This is a genomic window from Acinetobacter higginsii (genome assembly GCF_000369845.1).
GTDB classification, from domain to species: Bacteria; Pseudomonadota; Gammaproteobacteria; order Pseudomonadales; family Moraxellaceae; genus Acinetobacter; species Acinetobacter higginsii.
Window position 1 is genome coordinate 77,029 of the sequence record NZ_KB850223.1, and the last position, 23,702, is coordinate 100,730.

The window sequence follows — 23,702 nt, forward strand, 5'->3', positions numbered from 1 at the left end:
TGTTGCAGTATTTTAAATCAAGTGGTGACACACTAAATAGGGGGTAAATATGGCAGATTCTGATTTTCCCGATACGCCAAAATCTAGTTGGCAAAAGGTCATGTGGTTTGGTGTTGGACTTGGACTACTTTTAACAATTATGGCACTGTTAGCTGGTGTTGGTGTACTGCTAGTGCAAATAGTCGATATTATCGAGACCAAGGACAACGATTTGGTATTTACCTTTTCAGGTATAGGACTAGTTACCACAATATTAATTCGTTTGCTAGCAGTACTTATAGGAGCGGCAATTTCATTTACAGGACTCGCTATTTCCTTTTTCGCCTATGAGAAAGCAATAAATTTTAGCGGAACGATGAATGCATCTGAAACAACAGTCGCTAAAGCCACACTTGCTACTTACTCCCCTGGAATTGTGGGGATGATTGTTGGTGCAGTTATTATTATCTGCGCTATCTTTGCAAAATCAAATTTTCAATATAAACCTTCACAGACAACTACTATGACACAGAGTAGTTATGCTACTAACGGCAAACAAACTGAAATGCCGCCGCCCTAAGAATTATTTCTTAAATTAATAGTCAAGAAAAATAATATCTATTGGAGTGAAAATGAATACTATTTTTTTTAAAAAACAGCTCTTATATAAATTATATATGCTTGGATTCATTACATGTATTTCTAGTTCTGTTATAGCCATGGACTGTCAAATAGCAAATGAACTTTCAATTAATATTTATAAACGAGCATATGATGCTTATACTAAAGGTGATTTGCAAGTAGCTTATGCACATAAGGATGATTTCTGGGATATTTTTAAATATGGTCAAAATTGTGAAAAAGTTAAAGAAACTGCTGGAAAATTGATTAAAGCTAATATGCATAAGGATGCTAAAGTTCCAATTAATGCTAAGGGCGTTGAAAGTGATAGTATCAGTAAGTTTACCGCTAATGTTGCTAATCCTGTGGCATTAAAACCAATACAAGAATTATGCTCTAATAAGCAGGGATGTACAATAACGGTTAAAACTGGAGGTGTAGCTGATGTAAATAGTCATACAGCGCCAAAAGTTTTTGAATTTACTCAAGATAAAAATTTGACTGAATTGAAAGAATACACTTTGAAAGATCATAACAAAAACTTTGATCAGAACTTTAGGATAAACAAATCACCAGTGCCAGTATTTCAAGGAGCACCGAAGTAAAAAGATATGTATAGATAAATAATGTTGATAATTAAATAAAAGCCTAGAGCGATAGAAATAAGTCAATAGTCTTCTAAGAAGTATCATTATTTAATATAGCCTTTTAATAAGGCTATATTAAAGGTAAATAGTACAAAATTATTAAGCTACTTAAGATTGAACCCAAAATAGTCCCGATTAACATTGGATAGAACCATATGCTAAATTTTTCCTTTCACTTTTATCGAATACATTTACCTTAGGTCAGATTTATACAAGATAATTGCAAAGTTAAAATTTAATGAAATTTCACGTTTTGTTGCGAATTGATTGAATCAACAATTGCCTTTTCTGTTAAAGTTTGTTAATACTAAGTGATAGTTTTCACATTTTTTTTATAAAACGTAAAGAACCGTATAACGAAAATATTCGAGAGGCGGGAATGACGATTCAATTATTAGAACTACAGCAAGCCGAAAAGTTAAGTGCTTGTAAAATCTCTCTTTCTTTGGGGTTGACTTCAGAGCAGAACTTGCTTGAGCAATTTTTACAGTTCAACCGAAAACTGATGCAAGCCAGTACCGCATTGCTGTCATTTCACCAAGAACCTTACCTTTGGCATCGTTGCCCTGAAAAACTCAAAGCCATTGATTCCGCAAAGATTATCAAAAGTCTAAACACCCTATTTGTGAATGGTGATCTAGTCGATAGCGACCATCCGCAATACTCAACCTTACTGGCATTCCTTGCACCACTGAAAAAGAAAATCCAAACTGCAGTCGCCCTACATCTTAGACATCCAGACCAAACTTCACTGGGTTATATCATCCTGTTTGATGAAGCTGCACAAGGCTTTAGCGATCTACAAAAACAACTCCTGCAAGAACATTGCATCAACTTCATGCAACAACTGGAATTGAAGTTTAATCATGATGAGCTGAAAGAATTATACGAACAAGAAGCTGCACTCAATTTTAGTAAAACTAAATTCTTTTCGATTATTTCCCATGACTTACGTGCACCATTTCATGGGCTATTGGGTTTCTCCGAAATCTTGGCGAAAGAACGTGAAACCTTAGATGAATCCAGTATTCAGAATATTGCCGATTATCTTTATGATACTTCGCAATCGACTTATAACTTATTGGAAAGCTTGCTGAATTGGGCGATGGCCGAAGGTGGGCGGTTTGTCTATCATCCCATCAACTTTAAGTTGCGTCAGATCACCAATATCGTGACCGATATTCTCAAAACCTTGGCCATTAAGAAGAATATTCAACTGATTAATGAAGTCGATGAAAATCTTAAAGTCTATGCCGATATGAATATGATCACCTCGGTGATTCAGAACTTGGTGTCTAATGCGCTGAAATTTACCGATGTGGATGGTAAGGGCAAAGTCTATATCCAAGCACAGCATAAAGGCACTTATGTTGAAGTCTATGTCAAAGACACTGGCCTTGGCATGACTCAACAACAAATCAACGATCTATTCCAGCCACGGATTACCATGAGTTATAAAGGCACTGCAGGAGAGAAGGGTGCAGGTCTGGGTTTAAGTTTATGTAAGCGCTTTGTGGAAATGAATTTGGGTGAAATCAATGTCACTTCCAATGAGGGCGAAGGCACTGTGTTTACCGTGTTGCTGCCAATCGAACGTGAACAGGTTGATTTATGTACGGATCAACAAAAAAGCAAAGCGAAATTAGTCTAAAGAGATTTTAAAGATAAGCTTGTAACTGATATAACTAACTTAGATGACATGACATCAGTCGAGCCTTTTTATATGAATGCGCAACAGCTACAAAAAACCTTAGTTGCAAGCCAATATGCTGAACAAGTTTTAAATTTATACACATTACAATTAGAACAAGATTATTCCGAAGATCAATTTCTGGACTCGCTATCGACTGAAACCATCTATCAAAAAGTGCAACTGGCTGTGGCGGAAGTCTCCGATGAACAATCATGGATGAAAGCCTTACGCGTACTCCGTGCCAAGCTCATGTTTCGCTGGATTTGGCAAGATGCCAATCAGTTGACTAATGTGGTGACACTAACCCGTGAGTTATCAGATTTTGCCGATGCCAGTATTTGTGCAGCTAAAGCTTTTGCATTACCGCCTTTATTAGCTAAACACGGTGAGCCCATCGGTTATTCAGGTCAGTTACAAGACCTGATTGTGATTGGCATGGGCAAGCTCGGTGCCCAAGAGCTGAATCTTTCCAGTGATATTGACCTTATTTTTGCCTTTGATGAACAGGGCGAAACCAATGGACGTAAATGTATTGATGTGCAGCAGTTCTGTATTCTGTGGGGGCAGAAGCTGATTTATCTGCTCGATCATATTACTGCTGATGGTTTTGTATTCCGTGTCGATATGCGTTTGCGTCCGTGGGGCGATGGTTCAGCCTTGGCGATTAGTCATAGTGGTTTGGAAAAATATTTAAGCCAGCATGGGCGTGAGTGGGAACGTTATGCTTGGATTAAGGCACGAGTGATAACGGGTGGCAAAGCGGGCGAAGAATTGCTAGACATGTCACGTCCCTTTGTATTCCGTCGTTATGTCGATTATTCCGCTTTCGCCGCCATGCGTGAAATGAAGGCCATGATCGAACGTGAGGTCATGCGTCGTAATATCGAAGAGGATATTAAGCTCGGTGCAGGCGGGATTCGTGAAATCGAGTTCATCGTGCAGGTGTTCCAGTTGATCTATGGCGGATCGAAGCGCGAACTACAAGATCGTCAATGTCTGGTCAATTTGCATCATTTGGGTGAAGCGGAGCTGCTGGATCAGCAAGCAGTGATTGATCTGGAAGATGCTTATTTATTCCTAAGACGAGTTGAACACGCCATTCAAGCCTTGAATGATCAGCAAACCCAATCTTTACCCACTGAGCCTGAACAGAGACAACGGATGTTGGATACGCTTGGCTTTGCTGATTGGGCTGTCTTCTTGGATGTGTTGAATCAGAAACGTGATAAGGTCAAAGTCCAGTTTAAGCAGTTAATTCAGGAAAAAGAGTTTGCTGAGCCAGTTGATGATTTTGTGCAGCTTGAACAAAAACTCAATGCCGTATTGGATGATGATGCCAAGAATTTAATTCAAAACTTTTGGCATGGGCAGGCGTTACGCAAAATCCCTGCCAGTGCCTTAGAGCGTTTAAAGAAATTCTGGCCACATTTGATCGAAGCAATTTTACAGTCGGATCAACCGCAAATGGCGCTGTTACGTTTGATGCCATTGGTTGAATCGGTGCTACGTCGTACCGTCTATCTGGTGATGTTGATGGAAAGCCGTGGTGCGTTGCAGCGACTGGTCAAGATGGCAACTGTCAGTCCATGGATCTGTGAAGAACTGGCACAGTATCCAGTGTTGTTGGATGAATTCCTGTCGATGGATTTTGGTTTGCCACAACGCAAAGATTTGGAAGATTCACTGCGCCAACAATTGCTACGCATCGAGATTGATCAAGTTGAAGATCAGATGCGGGTACTGCGCTTATTTAAAAAGAGTAATGTATTGACGGTTGCCGCCAGTGATGTACTGGCAGAAAGTCCGTTGATGAAAGTCTCCGATGCCCTGACTGATATTGCTGAAGTCAGTGTACAAGCGACTTTACGTTTGGCGTATGAGGCGGTTGCACAGCGTCATGGCTATCCAGTTGGAAATGATGGACAGCGTTGCAGTCTCGATAACAAAGGCTTTGCCGTGATTGCCTATGGCAAATTGGGTGGCATTGAGCTGGGCTATGGTTCAGATTTAGATTTGGTGTTTATCCATGCCTTTGAAGAGCAAAGTGAAACCGATGGTCGTAAGGGCATTAGTGGGGCCGAGTTTGCCATTCGTGTGGCGCAGAAGTTTATGTCCTTGATGACTACGCAGACCTTGGACGGGCGTGTCTATGAGATTGATACCCGTCTGCGACCATCGGGTGAAGCGGGGATGTTGGTCACCAGTTTAAAAGCTTATGAGCAATATCAACAAAAAAGTGCCTGGTTATGGGAGCATCAAGCTTTAGTGCGTGCTCGCTCTATTGCAGGAGATCGTGGATTATGCACGCAATTTGAACAGATTCGCTGTCAGATCCTGACCCAAGTACGTGATGAGAATGTGGTGCGTGAAGAAGTGTTGAAAATGCGCCAAAAGATGAAAGATCATTTGGGATCATCTTCTGAGCAAAAAAAACATGGGATTTTTCATTTAAAACAGGACTCAGGTGGTATCGTTGATATCGAATTTATGGCACAGTATGCTGTGCTTGCATGGAGTGGGACGAATACAGATCTCGCCCATTTTTCCGATAATGTAAGAATTCTAGAAGATGCTGCTAAAGCAGGCTGCTTATCCAGTGAAGATGCCACAGCATTAATACACGCTTATCTCCGTGAACGAGCTGAGAGCCACCGTCTAGCGCTTGCAAATCAATCTATGCAAGTCAATGCTGCGGATTGGCACGAAACCCGCGAGATCGTTTGCAAGTTATGGCAAAGATTAATTGATCCAACTGCGCAAGCATTGGAAAGTGAATAATTGTGTAAAAAAGAAAATGGAGTATGTGCGATGAGTTTGGCTGATCGTGATGGTTTTATTTGGCAAGATGGAAAATTAGTTGACTGGCGTGATGCAAAAATTCACGTCTTAACTCACACACTACACTACAGCATGGGTGTCTTTGAAGGCGTCAGAGCTTACGAAACCCCAAATGGTACAGCAATCTTCCGTTTGCAAGATCATACTAAACGCTTATTAAATTCAGCAAAAATTTATCAGATGAATGTTCCATTTGATCAAGCGACATTAGAACAAGCACAAATCGATGTGGTGCGTGAAAATAAATTAGCATCTTGCTACCTGCGTCCATTAATTTGGATTGGTTCTGAAAAACTTGGTATTGCCGCAACTGACAATACCATTCATGCCGCGGTTGCAGCATGGGGTTGGGGTGCATACCTTGGTGAAGAAGCAATGGCACGTGGTATTCGTGTAAAAACCTCTTCATTCACGCATCACCATCCAAATGTGACCATGTGTAAAGCAAAGGCATGCGGTAACTATACTGTGTCGATCTTGGCGCATCAGGAAGTGGCACGCTCAGGTTATGACGAAGCGATGTTACTTGACCCACAAGGCTTTGTTTGCCAAGGTGCGGGCGAGAACGTATTCCTGATTAAAGATGGCGTGTTGCATACCCCTGATTTAGCAGGTGGCGCGTTAGAAGGGATTACCCGTCAAACCGTGATTACCATTGCTAAAGACCTGGGCTATGAAGTGGTTGAACGTCGTATTACTCGTGATGAATTCTACATTGCAGATGAAGCATTCTTTACAGGTACTGCTGCGGAAGTAACACCGATTCGTGAATATGATGACCGTGAAATTGGTTGTGGTTCACGTGGTCCGATTACCACTGTGATTCAAAAGACTTTCTTTGATGCAGTACAAGGTCGCAATGACAAATATGCACACTGGTTAACTTATATTAAATAAGCTGTAATCGTGCACAAAGGCGAAGCTTAGGCTTCGCTTTTTTATTGACGAATTAATACTAAAAAAAACAATCCGCTCTATGCTAAGATGAGCGTATATTCAGTGCATATGATTGAACACTTTTGTTTTTTTGGACAAAGTGTAGCCTCGTATCTCAAGCATTTAAGGTTATCAGATGGTAGATATTCAACAAAATTCGGCAACTCATGAAGACAATGTGATCTTGTGCATGAAGTGGGGAACCAAGTATGGTGCTGAGTACGTCAACCGTTTGTATAACATGGTCAAACGTCATTTGACTCTGCCTTTTAAAATGGTGTGCTTGACTGATCGTACCGAGGGCATTGATCCGAATGTTCAATGTTTTCCAATTCCATCTCTGGATTTACCTGCTGGTAGCCCTGAGCGTGGCTGGAATAAACTCTCGACTTTTGAACCTGATCTGTATGGCTTAAAAGGCAATGCTTTATTCCTCGATTTGGACGTGGTCATTATTGATAATATTGACTGCTTCTTCCAAGCGGAAGGTGAGTTCTTGGTGATTCACGACTGGAAACGCCCTTGGCGTATCACAGGCAATAGTTCGGTTTATCGTTTTAAACTGGGTGCTTTTCCAGATATCTTGCCGTACTTCCGTGCAAACTTTAAAGAGATCAGTCAAAAGTTCCGTAATGAACAAGAGTACCTGTCTTGGTTTGTGCATAAAGAAGGCAAATTGAGTTATTGGAATAAAGAGTGGTGCAAAAGCTATAAATACCACTGTTTAAGACGAGTGCCATTTGCATATTTCCAGCCGCCTATTAAACCAAAAGGCGCAAAAATCATTATTTTCCATGGTGAGATTAATCCACCTGATGCGATCAGTGGTGGTGGTGGTAAGTGGTATCGCTATGTATTGCCATCGGATTGGATTAAAGAGTCTTGGCAATAATCCAAGTGTTATTCATCTTGAAATTGAATAGATGAATAGGATAAAAAAATCAGGCGGAATGCCTGATTTTTTTGCTTTAAGAGTTATTAAATATTGTGATATTGGCGATACCAATCGACAAAGTTTTTCACTCCATCAACCACTGAAGTAGCTGGTTTGTAGTCCACATAATTTTCTAGCGCAGAACTATCGGCAAAGGTATCTGGTACATCGCCAGGCTGAAGAGGAAGTAGGTCTAAAATCGCTTCTTTACCTGCGGCTTTTTCAATCGCTTGAATGTATTCAATCAGTTTCACTGTACGGTTATTACCAATATTGAAAATTCTAAACGGAGCATTGCTGGTGGATGGATTTGGATGGTTACTATCCCAAGTCTCATCAGGGGTCGCAATCTTGTCGCTAGTACGGATAATCCCTTCAACAATATCATCGATATAGGTAAAGTCGCGGGTGTGATTGCCATGATTAAACACAGGAATCGGTTTGCCTTCAAAAATATTCTTGGTGAACTTAAATAAGGCCATATCTGGACGTGTCCACGGTCCATAGACAGTAAAGAAACGCAGTCCTGTGGTTGGTAATTTAAATAAATGACTGTAGCTATGTGCCATTAATTCATTGGCGCGTTTGGTTGCAGCATAGAATTGCAGCGGATGATCCACACCATGTTGCTCGCTAAAAGGCATGGTGGTGTTAGCACCATAGACACTACTGGTGCTGGCATAGGTTAGGTGGGGTGTTGCTGCGTAACGGCAGGCTTCCAAAATGTTGGTAAATGCAATCAGGTTGCTCTCCACATAGCTATGTGGATTTTCAAGTGAATAGCGTACACCAGCCTGCGCGGCCAAATGAATCACACGATCAAAACGATGATCTTGGAAGCATTGATCCACCACGGCTTTATTGGCGAGATTGTCACGAATCAGAGTGAAACTGCCTGTATCGTTGCGCTCAGCCAGCAGTTGTAATTGCTGAGCACGGGCCTCTTTCAGGGATGGATCATAATAATCGTTAAAATTATCAAAACCGACCACATCATCACCGCGTTCCAGCAGTTTTTTTGCAACACTAAAGCCGATGAATCCAGCAGCACCTGTGACTAGAACTTTCATTCATCGCCTCCAAAAATATCTCGGGTATAAACTTTATCTTGTACATCTAGCAATTCATTGGAGAGGCGATTGGCAATAATCACATCACAAGCTTGTTTGAATTCATTTAGATCTTGAGTCACTTTAGACTTAAAAAAGCTGTCTTCGTGAAAGGTCGGTTCGTAGATAATGATTTCCAGACCTTTGGCTTTTAATCGCTTCATCACGCCTTGAATCGCTGAAGCACGGAAATTATCTGAGCCACTTTTCATCACCAGACGATAGATGCCCACTGTGCTTGGGTTTCTTGCTAGAATCGAATCCGCAATAAAATCTTTACGGGTGCGGTTAGCATCCACAATCGCTTTAATTAGATTACTTGGGACGTTGTTATAGTTGGCCAATAACTGCTTGGTATCTTTTGGTAGACAATAGCCGCCGTAGCCAAAAGATGGATTGTTATAATGACTGCCGATACGAGGGTCGAGACAAACACCGTCAATCACTTGTTTGGTATCTAGGCCAAAGCTTTGTGCGTAAGTATCCAATTCATTGAAGAAGGCCACCCGCATCGCCAGATAGGTATTGGCGAACAATTTAATCGCTTCAGCTTCAGTTGAATGGGTCAGTAAGACAGGAATATCCTGCTTGATTGCGCCTTCTACCAGTAAATCGGCAAATTGCTGGGCACGTTCAGACTGTTCTCCAACGATGATACGCGACGGGTAGAGGTTATCGTGCAGCGCTTTACCTTCACGTAAAAATTCAGGCGAGAAAATAATGTTTTCAGTCTGATATTTATTTTTGACTTGCTCTGTGAAACCCACGGGAACGGTAGACTTGACGATCATGGTTGCATTGGGGTTAATGGCCAGTACATCCTGAATGACGCTTTCTACACTTTGCGTATTAAAGTAATTGGTTTGAGGGTCATAGTCAGTTGGGGTGGCAATAATAATAAAATCAGCATCGTGAAAAGCCAGCTGTTTATCTGTAGTCGCCGTGAAATTGAGCTGTTTTTCTTTTAAAAAGAGTGAAATATCATGATCTTGAATCGGTGATACTTTGTTATTCAGTAAATCTACTTTACTTTGTAGGATATCCAAGGCGATGGTTTCATGGTGTTGTGCAAATAGCATTGCATTTGACAACCCGACATATCCTGTTCCAGCAATCGCTATTTTCATAAGTACCTAACAGATTCGACATACATGATGGACGGCTAATAGGATAACCAGAGTGAGCCTAATTTTAAATCCCATTCTACAGGTGTAATCACCATTCGTCCTGCATTCGGAGTGAGCGTGATTTCACTAAAATACACATGATCTTGAGAGAGTAAGAAATCTACTCGGCTATAACCATACGCAAAACAAAGCTTTTCTGACAGTTGAATGATCTCTTGCAATTGTTTCGGTGCAGCTAAAGCGGATGGTGAATTATCTTTAAGATCGACCCGAAATGGCTGTAACTGCCATTGTGTATCATACATATTTGAATAGTCATTGCCTTGAGCATCTTGGACATCAATTTCTAGATATTCTGGACGACCTTCAAAACAGTGCACACGACACGTGGTAATGGCGGATTGACTGGCCGGATCGACATAGAGCTCTACATATTCTTCAACCAGTACTTTAGGGCAAATATCTTTGTAGTGCCATTCACGCTTTCTAAAATACATATTCATTTTAAGATGATTTTTGATTTTAGCGGTTGCTGCTTCGACACTAAATTTGCTTTTATCGCGACAGACCATGGCGCTGCCACTATCGTGGGTGCATTTTAAAACAAATTGATTGGGTAACTGGTTAAAATCAATCTCATCAATACATTTGTAAATGCCAATCAATGGAACAAAATAGGCATCCCCAACCTTTGCTGAAACTAGCTGTCTGACTGCACATTTATCTGCTAATTTTGTGAACAGGGGACTCCGCTCGAAAATCATTCGGGCAGTGACTTTTTCATTGAAGCTTTTTGGCGAGCAAAAATCAGGGGTATAACCTAATTTGCAGATAAAACGTTTAGTGAGATACGCTTTATCTGAAACAAATTTAGTTCTAATTATTTTTGCTTGATACTCAAAGTAATTATAAATCATCAGTCAAAAGATTAAATCCCGTCAAAGTAACCTGTAATTATAATAAAAATACCTAAATTCGTCTAATAAAAATGTGGTGATTTTAGGTGTAAAATGATTCCAAAAGGTTTGATTTTGTTAGGGATTGTCAGGGGTTAAGTTGATGTTAATAAAGTCAGTAAACAAGGTGGAATTATATATCTGCTGATTACCTCATCGATATTAAAATTTAAACAATTATAATATATTGATTTATATGGAATGATCGCACAATGAATACCTCCGCTATTACGAAAAGAGACTGACTGTGAACAGATCAGTGGTGTTATCATATGCTCCTAGATTAAACATGTTTGGCCGTATTTTCGGGCTTTCGGATCGTTTAAGAGTGAATTGATGAGTGAAATGATGCAACCGGTTGATGTGGTGATTGCTTGGGTGGATGGCAATGATCCGAAGTTGAAACAGAAGCGCATGCAGTATCAGGGCAAAACACAAGCTTCTGATGCCGTTAGTGATACCCGTTTTGCCAGCAACCATGAAATTTATTATAACGTTGCATCTATTTTAAAATATGTCCCATTTTGTCGACATATCTATATTGTGACAGATGGTCAGCAACCGCAATGGATTGATGACTTTGTTCAGGATGGGATTTGTGAGGCGGGTAAAATTCGAATTGTTGATCATCGTGAAATATTTATGGGGTATGAGCAATACTTACCCACTTTCAATACACGTTCGATTGAAACCATGCTCTGGAATATTCAGGGTTTATCCGATTACTTTTTCTACTTGAATGATGATTTCTTTTTTAACGCGCCAGCACAATTAGAAGATATTCTGATTGATCAGAAAATGGTGATTTACGGGCATTGGCAAAGCAGTTTTGTGCTCAAGGCCAAGCTTTGGTATCGTCAGGTTTTAAATCAATATTTTTCCAAGCCGATACAACCTAAACATATGATTGCGCAAATGTTAGGTGCAGATATGCTTGGATTTAAAAAGTTTTTTGAGATTCACCATTATCCGCACGCGGTTGACCGTAAAATATTACAAGATTATTTACTTGCTCATCCTAAGTTTCTAGAAAAACAGATTCAGTATAAGTTCCGCAGTGTCGAACAAATCAATCCGATTTCATTGATGAATCATTTGAAAATTCAAAAGGATGAGGCCTTGTTAAAGCCTGACCTTGAGATTGCCTATTTGAAAAATGAAAGCAGTTTAAGCAGCTTCTTGCAAAGCTTGGGTAATGAACAGATTAAATATGGGTGTATGCAAAGTCTGGATCAATTGAGTGATGCGGCAGCGGCAGAAATTTATGCAGCTTTAAATCAAAAATTGGCAGGCTATATCCCGAAAGTTTTATTGGCTGAAACGGCCAAAGGATAAATGATGAAAGTTGAAACTTATCTAATTAACCTTGATGGCAGTGATCAGCGTCTGGCGAGTGCGACCGCACAATTACAGCAACAGGGATGGCCGTTTACCCGTTTTTCGGCCTATGATGGGCGTGGTAAGGCCTTATCAGAGTTTAAGCAATATGATGATGCCGAAGCTCAACGAATTTTAGGTCGTAGTCTGATGAATTCAGAGCTGGGATGTTATCTGAGCCATTATGGTTGTGCTGAAAAGTTTCTTGAAAGCGACGCTGATTATTTGGTGGTGTTAGAAGATGATATTCAGGTTTTGCCCAACTTTAAACACAAGCTTGAGTCGCTCCTCAATTATCTGGATCAGCATAAAGAACTGGATTGGTATGTGGTCAATATGGCGGCGAAAAAGAAAAAACTCGCCAAAGATATTGTACAGATGGATCAATACAACCTGTGGCATGCTTATTATTTCCCGATCCGTGGGGTTGGGCTGCTTTGGTCGCGTAAAGGGGCGGAAGAGTTTGTAAAACTTGGCAAACAAATACATGTGCCTGTCGATATCTTTTTCCAAGGTTGGCTCAGCAAGAATGGAAAAGGTCTTGGTGTATGGCAGCCTTTTGTTAAACCTGCTGGATTGGACAGTGATATTTTGGGTACGGTTGCAACACAGGGTATTCAGCGTAAAGACTTGGAAAAGCGCGATTCGTCTCATGGTCTAAAGAAACAGAAACGAATGTGGCGTGACCGTTTTTATGCTTTTAAGCATCTTTACTTTTAATTAAATATTCTGGGCAAATCACTTGAGTAAAAAGCTGAGGTGATTTGAAGATATGGCTGAGTGATCTGTATGAAAATATTTAAAAAAATATTCTATCTCTTAAAGTTCTATACGATGTATTCGAACAAAATGAGAGGGATTAATGATGCCATAGACAATGAAGCAGATCTGATTGTACTTAATCCGACTATTTCTGATGCACTCATTCCAAAGAAAATCTGGATGTATTGGGAAGGACCACTGGCTGGATTTGTGGAAAAATGTGTTGAACAGGTTAAAAAGACCAATCCGGATTATGAGGTTCATTTTCTCACGCCAGATACAGTGAAAAGCTTTTGTGATATTGATTTTACTCGTTTCCCAAAGGCAACGCCGCAACAAAAGGCCGATTTGCTTCGTTTTGAGTTGATTTATCAATATGGTGGTATTTGGTTGGATGCAAGCATCCTTGTTTATGAAAGCTTAGACTGGATTCAGGAACTGATTGCAAAGAATCATACCAACAGTTTTGCCTATTACCGTGCCAAGAATACAACACTTAAAGATTTTCCCGTCTTAGAGAATTGGTTATTGGCCAGTGCAGAGAAAAATATTTTCTTTAAAGAATGGTTTGATGAACTGGCGAAAGCGATTGAAATGACGCCTAAAGCCTATCTGCAAAAATTGAAAGAAACAGAACCTGATTATCAGGATATGTTTCAACAGATTGGTCGTCTGGAATATCTAGTGGCGTATGTGGCCTGTCAGAAAGTGATGCGTCATCATTTGCCGAGTATGTGCTTAATTAACTGTGATCAAAATGCGCTGTATTTTCAGGTAAAGCACCAATGGGTGAAAGAAAAAGTGCTGATCGATATGGCAATCAATTACCCGCCTCAGCAAATGCCAAGGTTGATCAAGCTTGCAGGAAAGGAAAGAAAAACCCTGAGTCATTATTATGAAAAAGGCATGTATCTAAAGGATTCTTTGTTGGACATTTCTTAACAATAGAGGAATAGAATATTGATGAAAGGGGAAGAGGAAGGCAGTAGAATATAGCTAAGATCGAAGTTTCCATTGTTATGAAAAAATTTGTTATTAGTTTATCCACCGCACATGAGCGTAGAGCGCATATTTGTAGTGAATTCGGTAAAAAAAGTATTGATTTCGAATTTTTTGATGCTTTAACACCAGAGCCTGCAGCATTATTTGCCCAAGGGCTTGGTCTAAATACCGATGAATATACACTGACAAAAGGTGAAGTGGCATGCTTTATGAGTCATGTATTTTTGTGGGAAAAAATAATTTCAGAAAATATTCCACATATGGCAATTTTCGAAGATGATATTTATTTGGGTGAAAATGTTAAAGAATTTCTCGCAGATGATGGATGGATTGAGCCTGATTGGCATTTAATTAAAATAGAGGAATTTACACCGAAGGTTGTATTGGGGACGAAACTTAAAGAATTCATGAGTCAGCCACAAAGAGCTATGTTTGATCTAAAAAGTAAGAATTTAGGTACAGCAGGTTATATTTTATCGTTGAGTGGTGCTAAGCAATTAATGAGCTATATTCAGTCGTTGGATAAGCTGATTGCCTTAGATCATTTAATGTTTGAGAGCTTGATCAAGGATCAAATTTTATCTGTCTCCCAAATGAAGCCAGCGTTGTGTATTCAAGATGTGACACTTTATTCAACCAAAGATAGTGTGAAGTTTGCAAGTCACTTATATAAAGAGCGTCAGGTTCGGATGAAATATAATAAGAAAAGTGGGGTTGATAAAATATTGCTTGAGCTTTTTAGAGTATTTCAGCAAATCAAAAATATTATTTTCCTAAAATCTGTTGGATTTAAATAAGGAAATGAAGTGGTGAAAAATTTTGTCGTGAGCTTGAAAACGGCAGTTGATCGTCGAACACATATCGAAGATCAATTTATGCAGCAAGGGATCGCTTTTAGTTTTTTTGATGCCATAGAGCCTCAACAGGTTGAAGAACTCGCAGCACGCTTGTCAGTTCGTATTCATAATTGTCATTTAAGCCAAGGTGAGTTGGGGTGTTTATTTAGTCATATTTTGCTTTGGAAAAAAGCAATTGATGAAAACATCGACTATATTGGGATCTTTGAAGATGATATTTATTTAGGGGGACAGGCCAAAGCTTTTCTTAGTGATCATGGTTGGATAAAAGCTCAATGGGATATTATCAAGATAGAGAAAAATTCAGCATTTAACTATTTATCTTTAACAGATAAGACCTCTCTGGAAAATGGCCGAATAATCTCAAGATTATTAAATCCTAATTTTGGTACAGCAGGATATATTCTTTCGAATAAAGCAGCTCAAAGCTTACTTTGCTATATACAGAATTTATCTGTGGTTGATCATGTTGATCAAATTATGTTTAAAAAGTATTTGAAATATGGCGAATATCCAGTTTATCAGGTCAATCCTGCATTATGTATTCAGGAGTATCTTTTATACCCAGATGATAAGAAATTCCAGTCTAGTTTATCTTGGAGAGATTCTTATAAAAAGAAAGAACAGAGTCCTTTAAATAAAATTAAAAGAGAACTGACAAGAGTCTTTTTACAGTTATATCGACTGCCTTTTAAAGTGAAAATTATCTTTAAGTAATTTATAGATTAGGTTAATGAGGTACTAATGGAACTTCCAACGATTCATGCTCTATGGATTGGTAATACACTAGGTAAAATATCAAGTTCTTGCCTTCAATCATTTGTTATGCGAGGACATACGGTCTTTTTGCATACCTATGGTACAGTTTCAGATGTACCTAAAGGCGTACAGTGTGTAGATGCAAATCAAATTATTCCAGCAGAGAAGATTTTTAAGCACAATCAAACAGGCAGTTATGCACTGTTTTCAGATGTGTTTAGATACGAGTTGTTAACGAAGGTTTCTGGTATTTATGTTGATTGTGATGTCTATTGTTTAAAACCAATGATAATTCCTGAGTCTCGTTATCTTTTAGGCTATGAAAGTGACAACAAGATTAATGGTGCAGTATTAGCACTGCCACAAGACAGTTCTTTATTAAAATCATTATTGGATGCAGCTTATAATCCATTTTTTGTACCACCATGGTATAAGAAGTCTCGTCAAAAACGATTGAAATTTAAAAAAATGTTGGGTATTGGGCAACACATATCAGATATGCCATGGGGGGTGATTGGCCCTGATGCAATTACTTATTTTGTCAATGCACTCCAGTTGGTTGATCAAGTCCAACCTATCGATCTTTTTTACCCTGTACATTATCAGTGTATTGGACAGTTATTGGACCCAAGGCTACAGATTGAAGATATTGTAAGCTCTAAGACAGTCTGCGTACATTTATATAATGAAATGTTGAGAAATGTCGATTTAGAAAAAATTGCCCCTGAAAGTATTTTGGCTAAAATGTTTAGAAATGAAATTTAAGTGTAGAGAAAAAATTTAAGATGAATGTGGCACATAAAAAGATCAAAATAGGTTTAATTATTGATGAGTTTTTTGGTGCAGTTGGTACCGCTTATGGTGGATATGGTTTTTTAGCTAGACGACATATTGCCAAATATCTTCCGACTGAGGATTTTCAGGTAGATGTTTTGCTCGGACGAGGAAAGTGCAGGTTTTTTGCTGAGTCATATCAAGTCGATGATGTGAATGTCTACCGTTTACCTCGTGGGAAGTGGTTTGCGAAACAATGGTTAAAAAAACAAGATTACGATCTCTACTTAAGCATTGAACTCACATATGAATATGTTTTAAAACATGAGCCGAATCCAAACAAGAAATTAATTTTATGGGTTCAAGACCCAAGACCTCACTATGAGTGGGATGAAATTAATACCGTAAAGCTATTCCCAGAAACGTCATATTATAATCAAAAAATATATGACCTAGTTCATGAATGGTATAAACAAGACCGGGTTAAGTTCATATCACAAGGATATTTTTTAAATCAAAAAGCCAAAGATTTATATCAATTGAATGATGATGTTGATATCCAGTATCTACCAAATCCAATTGATATCGATGAAAATTTTCATTTTGATATACACCAGAAAAAAAATATGATTATTTTTTTAGGTCGAATTGAATCGGTGAAGCGAGGTTGGTTGTTTTGTGAAATTGCTAAAAAAATGCCTGAATATGAGTTTTTTGTATTAGGTCAAACCTTTAGAGAAGATGAAAAAAACTCTGAAATCATGAAAGATTATTATGCAATTGAGAATCTGCATTTTGCTGGTCATGTTGATGGGGTAGAAAAAGAGCAATATCTGAAAGATGCGAAGATATTGGTGAATACCTCCATTCATGAGGCACTTCCGATCTCATTTTTAGAGGCTCTGTCTTTTGGTACATTGCTTGTAAGTAATCGGAATCCAGAAGAATTAACCGAGAAGTTTGGTATTTATGTTGGTGATGTTTTGGGAGATGGTTTTGATAAAGTTGATCTTTTTGTCGATGCAATTCGAAACCTCATGCTTGATGATGAAAAGCGCCAGATATTAGGCAAGCAAGCGATTCAATATATTAAAGACAGACATAGTGTTGAAGGCTTTCAAGAAAATATGCGTACGACGGTGTTACAGGCTTTAAAATTAAGTGAGTAGGGGGGGGCTTACTTTTGGAGATCAAACGTAGTGATCCTGTTGACCACCTCTAAACCGTTTATAACCCCACATATATTCAGCAGGAAAGCGGTTAATCATCTGTTCAACGGCTTGATTGAGTGCTGTTGTGGCAACTTCGATATCTCGATCATATAGTTGTGTATCATTCAGGTTATCACAATACACATCAAAACCTTTACCATCTTCACGACGGAAACAACTTAAGCCGACTAAGCGGCATTGGGTTTTTTGTGCCATTTTACTGGCAAGTGTGCTTGTGAGACATGGAACTCCAAAAAAAGGAACCACAACACCACCAGACGGGTCTGGGACATGATCGGGCAAGATGACACTGAAGCCACCTTGTTTTAGGTTTTTAAACAAGGCCTTTACACCAGATGCATCAGTTGGGACTAAAGTGGCGTTAAGACGCTGACGGGCATGTAAAGCAAAAGCATTAAAGCCAGAATCTTTCATGGGTTTGTACATGATGGTTGGAATACCGTATTGATGTACCCATGCATTCATCATTTCCCATGTGCCCAGATGCGGGGTAATGATCAGTGCACCTCTTGGATCACTAAGCGCATCGGTTAATACGTCCAGATGATGTACCGTATGAATCTGTTGGATGCTCCATTCAGGTGGCATCGCCCAGCATTTACCAGATTCAATATAGCTGAGGCATTGTTTGGTGACGCTTTCTCTCGCGAGCTGTTCTTTTTGTTCTAGACTAAGTTGAGGATAGGCTAGACCTAAGTTGACTCTGGTTTTCCACAGCATACTTTTATTCGGATTTTGATTGATAAAGTATGCCGCCACTTTTGCGATACTACGCAAAAGTGCTAAAGGGAGAATACGAAGTAGGGTAGCGTAAAAAGACATGATCTTAGTCTTGTTTATCTACGTTGCCTTTAAGCACCATATAGATCAATGCGACAAAAATCAGTAGAGCACCTGCCAAGCTACTTACACAGAAGTATAAAATGCGTTGATTGGTGTCCATATTGAAGAGTTCATTTGCCAAGATGTAACGCATGAAAAACCATTGAGCAAGTGAAAATACAATAAGTACAATTGCATGTCGACGTACATCAGGACGCATTGCCATAAGACGGATCTCTCAATAAAAAGCAGCCTATTATGCCACTAGCGGACTTGTTCGCAAAGTAAAACTCGAAGATAAAAAACCCTGCATGAAGCAGGGTTTTTGTTGAAGCATAAACTTAAGGTTTATTTTTCTTCAGCTTTTGGCTTTTCACGTAAACGAATACCTAAGTCGCGCAATTGATTTGCTTCAACTGGTGCAGGTGCTTGTGTCAATGGACATTCGGCTGTCTTGGTTTTCGGGAATGCAATTACATCACGAATTGAAGACGCACCGGTCATGAGCATGATCAAACGGTCAAGACCAAATGCCAAACCACCGTGTGGAGGCGCGCCATAACGTAATGCATTCAATAAGAAGCTGAATTTCTCTTCTGCTTCTTCTTCACCAATACCTAAAGCTTCAAAAATTGCTTTTTGCATTTCTAAAGTATAGATACGAAGTGAGCCACCACCGATTTCAGTACCGTTCAGTACCATATCGTATGCAACAGACAATGCTTCACCTGGATTGCTCTTCACGTCTTCAACACTAGATTTTGGTAGTGTGAATGGGTGGTGAACAGAAGTCCATTTTCCATCATCCGTTTCTTCGAACATTGGGAAATCAACAACCCAAAGTGGCGCCCACTCACAAGTTGTCAGTTTCAAGTCATGACCGATTTTCACACGAAGTGCGCCCATCGCATCATTTACAACTTTAGCTTTATCCGCACCAAAGAACACGATGTCGCCATTTTCAGCGCCAACACGTTTTAATAAATCAAGTACGATTGGCTCGATGAATTTAACGATTGGGGATTGAAGACCTTCGATGCCTTTTTCAAGTTCGTTGACTTTGATGTAAGCCAAACCTTTTGCACCGTAGATACCTACGAATTTGGTGTATTCGTCGATTGCACTACGTGGCAATGAACCAGCACCAGGAACACGTAAAGCAACAATACGGCCTTTAGGATCTTTTGCAGGGCCAGCGAAGACTTTGAACTCTACGTCTTGCATTAAGTCTGCAACGTCAACCAATTTCAATGGAATACGCATATCTGGTTTGTCAGATGCATAGTCGCGCATTGCGTCTGCATAAGTCATACGTTCAAACTTATCGAATTTTACATTCAATAATTCATTGAACATTTTAACCGTTAAGCCTTCCATTAAATCCATGATGTCATCGTCACTCATGAACGATGTTTCAACGTCGATTTGGGTAAATTCAGGCTGACGATCTGCACGTAAATCTTCGTCACGGAAACATTTCGCAATTTGGTAATAACGGTCGATACCACCCACCATCAACAACTGTTTGAACAATTGTGGTGATTGTGGAAGTGCGTAGAAGCTACCATTTGAAACACGGCTTGGCACTAAATAGTCACGTGCACCTTCTGGTGTCGCACGTGTCAAAATTGGTGTTTCAACATCTAAGAAACCATGATCTTCAAAATAGTTACGGATCAAGTTGGTCACTTTAGAACGGAAACGCAAGCGCTCTAACATTTCAGGACGACGGATGTCCAAGAAACGGTATTTCAAACGAATTTCTTCTGAAATATTGGTGTTTTCGTCATTCAATGGGAATGGCGGAGTATCAGAAGCTGCAAGAACTTCGATGTCTTTACCTAAAACTTCAATCTGACCACTCACCATGTTGGCATTTTCAGTACCTTCATAGCGACGACGAACACGACCTGTAATTTTTAATACAAATTCTGAACGTGCTTTATCTGCTGTTGCGAATGCTTCAGGCGTATCTGGATCGATCACCACCTGTACGAGACCATCACGGTCACGCATATCAAGGAAAATTACACCGCCATGGTCACGGCGACGATGAACCCATCCGCATAAAGTAACTGTTTGATCGATTTGGGCTTCTGTTAAAGAGCCACAGTAATGAGTGCGCATCATATTGAATTATGTATCCAAACTATATTGGCTGTAGACGGTGAATGCGTAAACAGCGCACCACCAATGAAGGGGAGATTATGCCTTGTTGAACGTTTAGTCTCAAGTCTTAATGTTTTCAAGCGAATTTTAAACAGACGCTTTTTGTTAAAATGATTTTAGACGCTCTGTTCGATCCAAAAATAAGAATAATAGACAAGCCATGCTAAAGACAGTTAGGCCAGCTTGGGTAAATTCATTAATCGATTTGCCAATAAAAAAATAGCGTTCACTGTTCCAAAGATCAGAGCTGATATGACGGCTATAGTCTAAAACTGAGAACAGTCCATATAAGATGGAGAAGATGGCACTGATGAGTGCAAATCCTTTGAGTCTAGCTGGGACGGGATCGGGATGTTGATGGGTCTTATAATAATGCCAGCACATTCTTATGAGGAACGGCAAAACAATAATGGATGACCCGATCTGTAATATAAAATGTAATGGATAACTAAAACCCAACAGTGAAATGTTCTGAGCCAGAATCCCTTTAAAAGCAAACGTTCGAAAATCAAGATGGGTGAGTCCATCCCAGATTAAGTGCGTGCTGATCCCGACTATAAGTGCTAGACAACTGAGAAAGCTGAAAGAAATAAAATCATCCAGTGAGTGAATATTTAAAGGATGTTGGATTTCAAGACAGCGATAGCTTACAGGGCGATAGATTAAATACCACAAGAGGCAAAAGAATATTCCAATTGGTAGATTCGGAAATAAGATACCTGACCATTGGTGTGTTAAAACGATATTTTCTTGGGTAAATAATCGATAAAGATCGGGTGCCATGCATCCAATCGCCAATGCTGCGACAGGCAAATGACCCTGACTTAATTTAGATAAAGGTGGGGCAAGGACTGCATGAGAAAGTGTAAAAGGCATATCGTTGAAAAACGACCATTCATTGAATCATGGAGAAGCAGTGTAGCAAATGTTCATTGTTGCACTGTTTTTTATTGCAAAATAAACGAAATGTTATAATATAACAAAAACAACGATCGACTGATTCGAGACCCGATATGTCATTTCCACAGAATATTTTGACCTTATCTATTTTAGCTGTTGTATCTGTATCTACTTTTGCAGCAGAAAATGAGCAAGTGACAAGCTTAGAGACAATACGAATAAAAGCACATCCATTAGAGCAAACATCGAAAGATTTTGCGGTTGCCGATACCGTCGTAGATCAAAAACGCTTGCAACAGGGCGCTGTCACCATTGGTGAGGCATTGAGCAGTGAACCTGGGATCTATTCCAATCAATTTGGTGCGGGCTCAAGCCGCCCTGTGATCCGTGGTCAAGATGGCCCACGGGTAAAAGTTTTGCAAAACTCCTCTGAAAATATTGATGTATCGACGCTATCTCCTGACCATGCAGTGACTGTAGATCCTGCATTAGCGCAACAGGTTGAAGTGATTCGTGGACCATCGACTTTGTTGTTTGGTGCAGGAACAGTGGGTGGTTTGGTGAATGTGACGGATAGCAAGATTCCAACCAAAATGCCTGAAAATGGTTATGAGGGAAATGTGGGCTTACGTTACAACACTGGCAGTGATGAAAAACTGGCAACGGCTGGTGTAACAGTTGCTTTGGGTGATCAAGTGGCCTTACGAGTTGAAGGCTTAAATCGTGAAGCCAATGACTATATCGCGCCGAACTATGTGCACGAAGGTGAGAAAGAGCGTCGTGTCGGTAATACCTTTGCCAAAGGTGAAACGGTGAATGTCGGTTTGTCTTGGATTTATGATCGCGGTTTTACGGGAATTTCATATAGCAATCGCCAAGATAAGTATGGTCTACCTGGACATAGCCATGAATATGAGAGCTGTAGTGCTCATCTTTCAGGACGTCCTCATTTACATTGTGGCGACCATGATCACGAAGATGGCGATGATCATGAGCATGGTCATGACGATCACGACCACGATCATGCACATGAGGCAGGCCCTTGGATTGATCTGAAATCTGAGCGTTATGATGTCCGTACTGAATTGAATGATCCGTTTGCAGGATTTAAAAAGTTACGTGCTCAGGCCAGCTATACTGATTATAAACACGATGAAATTGAAGAAGACACCATCGCGACTCGCTTTAAAAATAAGGGTTATGATGGCCGTTTAGAATTGGTACATAACCCAATTGGGCCATGGGAAGGGGTAATTGGAACCCAATATGGTCAACAAAAACTGGAACTCACCGGTGAAGAAGCATTCTTGGCACCCAATACCACGAAGAAGTGGAGCATCTTTGGTTTAGAGCATGCACAATTTAATGATGTCCATGTTGAGCTGGCAGCACGTGCAGAAAAACAAAAAATTGATATTGATGACTCAAGCAAAAAAGATTTCGACGGTTCAGCCTTTTCTGTTTCTGGCGCTGCAAACTGGGAGTTTGCGCCCAACTACAAACTCTCTTTGGTGACTTCACATCAAGAACGTTTGCCTTTAGCGCAAGAGCTCTATGCCAATGGTGGACATTTTGCGACCAATACCTATGAACTAGGTAATGATCAATTGAAGAAAGAAAAATCCAATAATGTGGAACTCGGTTTCCATTATGACAATAACAAGTTTGATTACCATGTGCATGTCTATCACAACTGGTTTGATGACTATATCTACGCTCAAACTTTAGATCGTTATAAAGATTTTCGCTTGGTGCAATATACCCAAGATCAGGCGCGTTTCTATGGTGCAGAGGCAGAAGCGGGTTATCAGATCTCGGATATGTACAAAGTCGGTGTGTTTGGTGACTATGTGCGCGGCAAGATCGACAATGAAAATGCGCCACGTGTTCCAGCAGGTCGTTTAGGGACTAAAGTGAATGCTGATTTTGGCGATGGCTTTAGCGGTTCAGCTGAATACTATCATGTATTCCAACAAGACAAGATTGCGGCTTATGAAACTGATACGCAAAGCTATAACATGCTGAATTTAGGTGTGGCATACACAGGTAAATATAGTAAAGCTACAGATTATCGTGTTTATCTGAATGCCAATAATTTGCTCGATGATCAGGTGTACCAACATGCATCGTTCTTATCAACGATTCCACAAGTGGGACGTAATTTCACGGTTGGAGTGAATTTTAACTTCTAAGTGAAAATTTAATTTT

Annotated in this window: 21 protein-coding genes; 14 read left to right on the forward strand and 7 right to left on the reverse strand. The window is 39.8% G+C overall.

Annotation, left to right across the window (positions count from 1 at the left end; translation table 11 throughout):
• Positions 1-49 precede the first annotated feature (49 nt).
• From F885_RS02310 to F885_RS02285, 6 genes are all read left to right on the forward strand, one after another.
• Positions 50-559 carry a hypothetical protein gene (locus F885_RS02310; RefSeq protein ID WP_005206222.1) on the forward strand — a complete coding sequence of 170 codons (510 nt, stop codon included), beginning with the start codon at positions 50-52 and terminating at the stop codon, positions 557-559.
• 52 nt (positions 560-611) lie between these two features.
• Positions 612-1,205, forward strand: a complete 594-nt coding sequence (locus F885_RS02305) for a hypothetical protein (RefSeq protein ID WP_005322383.1) — start codon at positions 612-614, stop codon at positions 1,203-1,205.
• A gap of 421 nt (positions 1,206-1,626) precedes the next feature.
• Entirely contained in the window at positions 1,627-2,898 is a 1,272-nt protein-coding gene (locus F885_RS02300) for a sensor histidine kinase (RefSeq protein WP_005206217.1), read from the forward strand.
• Positions 2,899-2,970: 72 nt separating this feature from the next.
• Positions 2,971-5,718: a bifunctional [glutamate--ammonia ligase]-adenylyl-L-tyrosine phosphorylase/[glutamate--ammonia-ligase] adenylyltransferase gene (glnE, locus tag F885_RS02295; protein WP_005322384.1), complete on the forward strand. Its 2,748-nt coding sequence runs from the start codon at positions 2,971-2,973 to the stop codon at positions 5,716-5,718.
• A gap of 30 nt (positions 5,719-5,748) precedes the next feature.
• A complete protein-coding gene (locus F885_RS02290; protein ID WP_004652473.1) occupies positions 5,749-6,675 on the forward strand; it encodes a branched-chain amino acid transaminase in 927 nt (308 codons plus the stop codon).
• A 175-nt stretch (positions 6,676-6,850) separates the two neighbouring features.
• The gene (locus F885_RS02285; protein ID WP_005206212.1) at positions 6,851-7,606 is read left to right on the forward strand and encodes a hypothetical protein; all 756 of its coding nucleotides are present in this window, start codon (positions 6,851-6,853) and stop codon (positions 7,604-7,606) included.
• Positions 7,607-7,692: 86 nt separating this feature from the next.
• Here the strand turns inward: F885_RS02285 and F885_RS02280 are convergent, their stop codons facing one another.
• The 3 genes from F885_RS02280 to F885_RS02270 are packed head-to-tail and all read right to left on the reverse strand — an operon-like array spanning position 7,693 to position 10,801.
• The gene (locus F885_RS02280) at positions 7,693-8,718 is read right to left on the reverse strand and encodes an NAD-dependent epimerase (RefSeq protein WP_005206211.1); all 1,026 of its coding nucleotides are present in this window, start codon (positions 8,716-8,718) and stop codon (positions 7,693-7,695) included.
• Positions 8,715-9,884, reverse strand: a complete 1,170-nt coding sequence (locus F885_RS02275; RefSeq protein ID WP_005322385.1) for a nucleotide sugar dehydrogenase — start codon at positions 9,882-9,884, stop codon at positions 8,715-8,717. Before F885_RS02275 ends, F885_RS02280 begins: the two co-directional genes overlap by 4 nt.
• A gap of 35 nt (positions 9,885-9,919) precedes the next feature.
• Positions 9,920-10,801, reverse strand: a complete 882-nt coding sequence (locus tag F885_RS02270; protein WP_005206207.1) for an ATP-grasp fold amidoligase family protein — start codon at positions 10,799-10,801, stop codon at positions 9,920-9,922.
• A 375-nt stretch (positions 10,802-11,176) separates the two neighbouring features.
• Here F885_RS02270 and F885_RS02265 point away from each other — a divergent pair, with 375 nt between their 5' ends.
• The 7 genes from F885_RS02265 (at position 11,177) to F885_RS02235 (ending at position 17,540) form a co-directional block, all read left to right on the forward strand.
• Positions 11,177-12,175, forward strand: a complete 999-nt coding sequence (locus tag F885_RS02265; RefSeq protein WP_005322388.1) for a Stealth CR1 domain-containing protein — start codon at positions 11,177-11,179, stop codon at positions 12,173-12,175.
• A 3-nt stretch (positions 12,176-12,178) separates the two neighbouring features.
• Complete coding sequence (locus F885_RS02260; RefSeq protein WP_005322391.1) at positions 12,179-12,937, forward strand: glycosyltransferase family 25 protein; 759 nt, start codon at positions 12,179-12,181, stop codon at positions 12,935-12,937.
• 69 nt (positions 12,938-13,006) lie between these two features.
• Positions 13,007-13,921, forward strand: coding sequence for a glycosyltransferase family 32 protein (locus F885_RS02255; protein ID WP_005322393.1), 915 nt, complete (start codon positions 13,007-13,009; stop codon positions 13,919-13,921).
• A gap of 77 nt (positions 13,922-13,998) precedes the next feature.
• Positions 13,999-14,778 carry a glycosyltransferase family 25 protein gene (locus F885_RS02250; RefSeq protein ID WP_005206201.1) on the forward strand — a complete coding sequence of 260 codons (780 nt, stop codon included), beginning with the start codon at positions 13,999-14,001 and terminating at the stop codon, positions 14,776-14,778.
• Positions 14,779-14,790: 12 nt separating this feature from the next.
• Complete coding sequence (locus F885_RS02245; protein ID WP_026057528.1) at positions 14,791-15,555, forward strand: glycosyltransferase family 25 protein; 765 nt, start codon at positions 14,791-14,793, stop codon at positions 15,553-15,555.
• Positions 15,556-15,582: 27 nt separating this feature from the next.
• A complete protein-coding gene (locus tag F885_RS02240; protein ID WP_005206199.1) occupies positions 15,583-16,362 on the forward strand; it encodes a glycosyltransferase in 780 nt (259 codons plus the stop codon).
• A 20-nt stretch (positions 16,363-16,382) separates the two neighbouring features.
• Positions 16,383-17,540 (forward strand): glycosyltransferase family 4 protein, encoded by a 1,158-nt coding sequence (locus F885_RS02235; protein ID WP_005322396.1) that lies wholly within the window; start codon positions 16,383-16,385, stop codon positions 17,538-17,540.
• A gap of 21 nt (positions 17,541-17,561) precedes the next feature.
• Here F885_RS02235 and F885_RS02230 read toward each other — a convergent pair whose 3' ends face one another.
• From F885_RS02230 to F885_RS02215, 4 genes are all read right to left on the reverse strand, one after another.
• The gene (locus F885_RS02230) at positions 17,562-18,425 is read right to left on the reverse strand and encodes a lysophospholipid acyltransferase family protein (RefSeq protein WP_005322398.1); all 864 of its coding nucleotides are present in this window, start codon (positions 18,423-18,425) and stop codon (positions 17,562-17,564) included.
• A gap of 4 nt (positions 18,426-18,429) precedes the next feature.
• Positions 18,430-18,651, reverse strand: coding sequence for a hypothetical protein (locus F885_RS02225; RefSeq protein ID WP_004802750.1), 222 nt, complete (start codon positions 18,649-18,651; stop codon positions 18,430-18,432).
• Positions 18,652-18,773: 122 nt separating this feature from the next.
• Positions 18,774-20,555, reverse strand: coding sequence for an aspartate--tRNA ligase (gene aspS / locus F885_RS02220; protein ID WP_005322405.1), 1,782 nt, complete (start codon positions 20,553-20,555; stop codon positions 18,774-18,776).
• Between the two features lie 144 nt (positions 20,556-20,699).
• Entirely contained in the window at positions 20,700-21,470 is a 771-nt protein-coding gene (locus F885_RS02215) for a DUF4184 family protein (RefSeq protein WP_005206195.1), read from the reverse strand.
• A 137-nt stretch (positions 21,471-21,607) separates the two neighbouring features.
• Between F885_RS02215 and znuD the strand changes: the two genes are divergently transcribed.
• Entirely contained in the window at positions 21,608-23,686 is a 2,079-nt protein-coding gene (gene znuD, locus F885_RS02210; protein WP_005322407.1) for a zinc piracy TonB-dependent receptor ZnuD, read from the forward strand.
• Positions 23,687-23,702: the final 16 nt, after the last annotated feature.

Coding starts and splice junctions, on each gene's coding strand:
- F885_RS02310 (WP_005206222.1), top strand. CDS start 50: ATGGCAGATTCTGATTTTCCCGATACGCCAAAATCTAGTTGGCAAAAG.
- F885_RS02305 (WP_005322383.1), top strand. CDS start 612: ATGAATACTATTTTTTTTAAAAAACAGCTCTTATATAAATTATATATG.
- F885_RS02300 (WP_005206217.1), top strand. CDS start 1,627: ATGACGATTCAATTATTAGAACTACAGCAAGCCGAAAAGTTAAGTGCT.
- glnE (WP_005322384.1), top strand. CDS start 2,971: ATGAATGCGCAACAGCTACAAAAAACCTTAGTTGCAAGCCAATATGCT.
- F885_RS02290 (WP_004652473.1), top strand. CDS start 5,749: ATGAGTTTGGCTGATCGTGATGGTTTTATTTGGCAAGATGGAAAATTA.
- F885_RS02285 (WP_005206212.1), top strand. CDS start 6,851: ATGGTAGATATTCAACAAAATTCGGCAACTCATGAAGACAATGTGATC.
- F885_RS02280 (WP_005206211.1), bottom strand. CDS start 8,718: ATGAAAGTTCTAGTCACAGGTGCTGCTGGATTCATCGGCTTTAGTGTT.
- F885_RS02275 (WP_005322385.1), bottom strand. CDS start 9,884: ATGAAAATAGCGATTGCTGGAACAGGATATGTCGGGTTGTCAAATGCA.
- F885_RS02270 (WP_005206207.1), bottom strand. CDS start 10,801: ATGATTTATAATTACTTTGAGTATCAAGCAAAAATAATTAGAACTAAA.
- F885_RS02265 (WP_005322388.1), top strand. CDS start 11,177: ATGAGTGAAATGATGCAACCGGTTGATGTGGTGATTGCTTGGGTGGAT.
- F885_RS02260 (WP_005322391.1), top strand. CDS start 12,179: ATGAAAGTTGAAACTTATCTAATTAACCTTGATGGCAGTGATCAGCGT.
- F885_RS02255 (WP_005322393.1), top strand. CDS start 13,007: ATGAAAATATTTAAAAAAATATTCTATCTCTTAAAGTTCTATACGATG.
- F885_RS02250 (WP_005206201.1), top strand. CDS start 13,999: ATGAAAAAATTTGTTATTAGTTTATCCACCGCACATGAGCGTAGAGCG.
- F885_RS02240 (WP_005206199.1), top strand. CDS start 15,583: ATGGAACTTCCAACGATTCATGCTCTATGGATTGGTAATACACTAGGT.
- F885_RS02235 (WP_005322396.1), top strand. CDS start 16,383: ATGAATGTGGCACATAAAAAGATCAAAATAGGTTTAATTATTGATGAG.
- F885_RS02230 (WP_005322398.1), bottom strand. CDS start 18,425: ATGTCTTTTTACGCTACCCTACTTCGTATTCTCCCTTTAGCACTTTTG.
- F885_RS02225 (WP_004802750.1), bottom strand. CDS start 18,651: ATGGCAATGCGTCCTGATGTACGTCGACATGCAATTGTACTTATTGTA.
- aspS (WP_005322405.1), bottom strand. CDS start 20,555: ATGATGCGCACTCATTACTGTGGCTCTTTAACAGAAGCCCAAATCGAT.
- F885_RS02215 (WP_005206195.1), bottom strand. CDS start 21,470: ATGCCTTTTACACTTTCTCATGCAGTCCTTGCCCCACCTTTATCTAAA.
- znuD (WP_005322407.1), top strand. CDS start 21,608: ATGTCATTTCCACAGAATATTTTGACCTTATCTATTTTAGCTGTTGTA.